This is a genomic window from Ottowia cancrivicina (genome assembly GCF_029813755.1).
GTDB classification, from domain to species: domain Bacteria; phylum Pseudomonadota; class Gammaproteobacteria; order Burkholderiales; family Burkholderiaceae_C; genus Ottowia; species Ottowia massiliensis.
In genome coordinates this window covers 1-2935 of the sequence record NZ_JARVII010000051.1, presented here as the reverse complement: position 1 = coordinate 2935, position 2935 = coordinate 1, and the positions used below count along the sequence as shown (strand labels likewise).

1 protein-coding gene is annotated in these 2935 nt (G+C 63.5%); it reads left to right on the top strand.

The features are described 5' to 3' along the window. The first annotated feature begins 615 nt into the window (after window positions 1–615). The gene (locus QB898_RS12840) at window positions 616–2589 is read left to right on the top strand and encodes a TonB-dependent siderophore receptor (protein ID WP_279525267.1); all 1974 of its coding nucleotides are present in this window, start codon (window positions 616–618) and stop codon (window positions 2587–2589) included. The last annotated feature ends 346 nt before the right edge of the window (window positions 2590–2935 follow it).

The following is a 2935-nucleotide window of genomic DNA, read 5'->3' as shown; positions in this document are numbered from 1 at the left end:
GTCGTACTCCTCATCAAACAAAGCAAATTACTTAAAGTTTATTGAAACTGTTGCGCAATGGCAATGATTTGTATCAACAGCATCAGGGTCTTGAATGCACAAAAACGCTCGAGCAAGGCCACAAAGCAAGGATTAGCAGCAATTCCCATTCATAATCGCGCCCTTTCACGCCTGCCGCAGACGTGAAAGGCGGGCCAATGGCCTGTTGCGCAAGGCGCACAAAATTTCCAAAACCACATGGGCGAACCGGTTTTAATTAAAAACGATTCTTGTTTGATATATGCTCCCGCCCATCGACACGATTGATGCCCAGCGCATCAGCCCAGTCATCCAGATCATCGTGGGAGACATCGGGGCAGCCAGCCTTGATGTCGTTTAGCTAGCCAGTGGCTCCGACGTGCCGGTTCCAGTTAGCCAAGCTTTTTTTGCCAGGGGCGCTCTCCAGAGCGTCCTTTGCCGTTTCTGGAGGCAGCACTTTTTCTTTTCTTTTCATATAGCTTCATGCACTCGACCACTTCGTTCCGCTCTGCCCGCTGCTGTCTGATTTGCTGCGCCGTTTTCTGTCTTCCTGCCAGCCACGTCCAGGCGCAGCCAACGCAAGCCACGCTGGATACCGTGACCGTCCAATCAGAAGCCGCGCAGGAAACAGCGCGCGGCCCCGTCAGCGGCTACCGGGCCAAGCGGGCCGTCAGCGCCACCAAGACCGATACGCCCCTGGCCGAAACGCCGCAGTCCGTCACCGTCGTCACGCGCGACCAGATCACCGAGCAGGGCATGGGCAACCTGCAAGACCTGCTCTCCTACGCCGCAGGCGTGCGCTCCGACGCCTACGGCATCGATGGCCGGACGGATTCCGTGCGCGTGCGCGGCGCTTCGCCCATCACCTATCTGGACGGCCTGCGCGGCAACTACGGCTACTACACCAGCACCATCCGGCCCGATCCCTACACGCTTGAGCGCGTGGAAGTGCTGCGCGGCCCGGCCGGCACGCTCTACGGCGCAGGCGGCACAGGCGGCATCGTCCATATGACCAGCAAGCGCCCGCAGTTCGAGGCCGGGCGCGAAGCAGGCGTGCAATTGGGCAGCAACAACCGCCGCCAAGTGCAGCTTGACCTCACCGGCCCCATCCATGAACAACTGGCCTGGCGCATCGTCGCGCTGGCACGTAAGGCGGGCACGCAAGTCGATTACGTGCCCGACAACCGCCTGCTGTTCATGCCCGCCCTCACCTGGCGACCCCGCGCTGCCACCACGCTCACCTTGCACGCCCTCTGGCAGAAAGACGAAAGCGGCAGCACCTCGCAGTTTTTCCCCTGGGCGGGCACGCTCTACCCCGCCCGCCCGGGCCTGCTGCCCACCCGCCGCTTCATCGGCGAGCCGGGCGACCACTACGACACCCGCCGCGCCCACGCGGGCTGGGAGCTGGAACACACCTTCTCGCCGCAGTGGCAGCTGCGCCAAAACTACCGTTACTCGCGCAATACCAACGACGGCCGCTACCACTACGCCGACTTCTTCACCTTGGTCGGCGGCTGGGGCGCCGATCCCGTCAATCAGCGCATCCTCAAGCGCATCTACAGCGACACGCGCACGCAAAACGCCATGCACCTGCTCGACACGCACCTGCAAGGGCGGCTGGTCACCGGCAGCCTGCGCCACACCCTGCTTGCGGGGCTGGATGTCATCCGCCAGCACGAAGACAGCTGGCGCGCGCCCAACCGCAGCAGCACCATCGACGCCTGGCAACCCGTCTATGGCCAAACGGTCTACGCCTCCACTCGCGCCGCCCAGCCCCGAACCACCCAGAGGCAAACCGGCTTCTATGTGCAAGACCAGATTCAATGGGACGCCTGGACTATCCTGGCCGGCCTGCGGCACGACCGCGCCGCCAGCGGCAAGGCCGGTGCCGCCCGTGAAAAAACCAGCGCCACCACCAAGCGCCTGGGCGTGCTCTACGCCAGCGCTGCACGCATCCATCCCTACATCAGCTACGCCGAATCTTTTGAACCGCAAGCCGCCCGCCAGGGCCAAACCTTCAAGCCCTTGCGCGGCAAACAGTGGGAAATCGGCCTGAAATACGAACCCGAAGGCCGCGCACTGGCCTTGAACGCCGCCCTCTACCACTTGCGCGAGCAAAACCGCATCCGCACCCTGCGTCCCGATGTGTATGACCAGCTGGGCGAAACCCGCACGCGCGGCCTGGAGTTGGAAGCGCGCGGCCGCCTCGCCCCGCGACTGGAGCTGCTGGCCCACTACAACCACATCCGCCCCGACGCACAGCTTGAAGGCCTGCCCAAACACCAGGCCAGCCTCTGGGCCATGCACTACTTCGGCGCCAGCCGCCAGCAGGGGTTTTCCGCCGGCGCGGGTCTGCGCTGGATGAGCGCCTTTCACGACCGCAGCGGCCCGCGCATTCCCGCCTCAACCCTGCTTGATTTCATGCTGGCCTGGGACGCGCCCCACTGGCGCGTGGCCCTGAACGTCACCAACGCCACGGACAAAACCTACTTCGCCACCTGCCTGGCGCGCGGCGACTGCTGGATTGGCGCGCGGCGCAACGTGCTGCTTTCGGCCACCTGGCGCTTTTAGAACCTGCTCCGTGCATTCCGTGGACCTGAATTCACTTCAAAAACAGGAGCAAATTCAAGGCCCAGGAAACGCCTCCATCGCACGGTTTGACGGGCTTTGCTGCCATCAAAGCAGGAGCAAAAACATCCCTCTGAAATCCCCCGGAAAGCCCGAAAAAAAGCCCGGCCTGGCCGGGCTTTGGGGCGTCTGAAGAAGGCAAAGAGCTGCCTGGGCCGGTTTGTCAGGCGGCCTGAAGCGTTTGCCTGCCGTCCAGGTAGGGTTGCAGCGCGGCGGGAATGCGGATGCTGCCGTCGGCCTGCTGGTGGTTTTCCAGCACGGCCACCAGCGCGCGGCCCACGGCCAGGCC